General features: G+C 48.1%; 1 protein-coding gene. It reads right to left on the bottom strand.

What is annotated here, in order from left to right; translation table 11 throughout:
- A partial coding sequence (locus tag KDK16_RS06265) for a type I restriction-modification system subunit M (protein ID WP_257275194.1) occupies nucleotides 1-1,252 on the bottom strand: 1,252 nt, incomplete at its 3' end.
- Between the last annotated feature and the right edge of the window lie 43 nt (nucleotides 1,253-1,295).

The following is a 1,295-nucleotide window of genomic DNA, read 5'->3' as shown; positions in this document are numbered from 1 at the left end:
GCCGTTCAGCCGCCTCGCTGGCCTGTTTGTTGATCTCGACCAACTTGGAATGAATCTCACCAAGGTCCTCAATCTTTTCCGCCTTGGCAGTGCTCACATAGCGGGAAATATTGAGGTTATAGCCATTTTTCTCGGCGATCGTCTCCAGTGAGACACGGCGTGAGTATCGATCTTCCTCTGTTCGTTTCTGATAAGTATCAATGATTTTATCGATATCCTCACTACGGAGCTTGTTTTGCCGTTTGCCTTTCTCGAAGTGCTCGCTGGCATTAATAAACAGTACATCCTCGTACTTTTTGCACTTTTTTAACACCAAAATACAAACGGGAATCCCCGTTGAGAAAAACAGGTTAGATGGCAGGCCGATAACGGCATCGATATTATTATCCTTCAGCAGTTTCTGCCGGATTTTAGCTTCACCTCCACTGCGGAACAGCACGCCGTGGGGCAGGATAATCGCCATGGTGCCGTCTTCTTTCAGGAAGTGGAAGCCATGTAGCAAAAAGGAGAAATCTGCTGCGGATTTAGGAGCAAGGCCATAGCTTTTAAAGCGGAAGTCCTCAGCCAAAGCTTCTGTGGGTTCCCACCTCAAACTAAACGGCGGATTGGCAACAATGGCGTCACACTGTAGCTTTTTGGCCGGGTTCATTTCATTCAACTGATCCCACTCGTTGATCAGGGTATCACCGTGGAACACTTCAAACTCGGAATCCTTCACCCCGTGAAGCAGCATATTCATCCGCGCCAGGTTGTAGGTGGTGATGTTCTTTTCCTGCCCGAAGATTTTGCCGATGCTACCACCGGCTTCTTTAATCTGTTTACGGACATTCAGCAGCAGAGAGCCGGAGCCACAGGCAAAATCCATCACCTTGTCCAGTTTGTCGCGCATGCCGGTTTTGGGTTCCTGACTGTCCAACGTGACGATGCGAGACAAAATAGTAGAGACGGGCTGAGGGGTGTAAAACTCACCGGCTTTTTTACCGGAGCCAGCCGCAAACTCTCCAATCAGGTATTCATAGGCATCACCCAGAATATCTGTGGTCGTAGAAAACTGGGCAATTCCTTCAGCAATTTTCTGGATAATGGTGCAAAGCTTGGCGTTACGATCCGCATGTTGTTTGCCAAGCTTTTCCGAGTTGAGATTAATTTCAGAGAACAATCCCCGAAAGTTGCTGGCAAAACTGTGGTTTTCGATATAGTCAAAACCGTCTTTAAGAGTTGCCAGCAATTCGCCATTTTGAAGGCGAGCCATTTCGGCAATGCTGCTCCACAGGTGCTCTGGCTCAATCACATAA

It is taken from the genome of Endozoicomonas sp. SESOKO4 (assembly GCF_024606275.1).
This window is presented reverse-complemented; position numbering and strand designations above follow the sequence as displayed.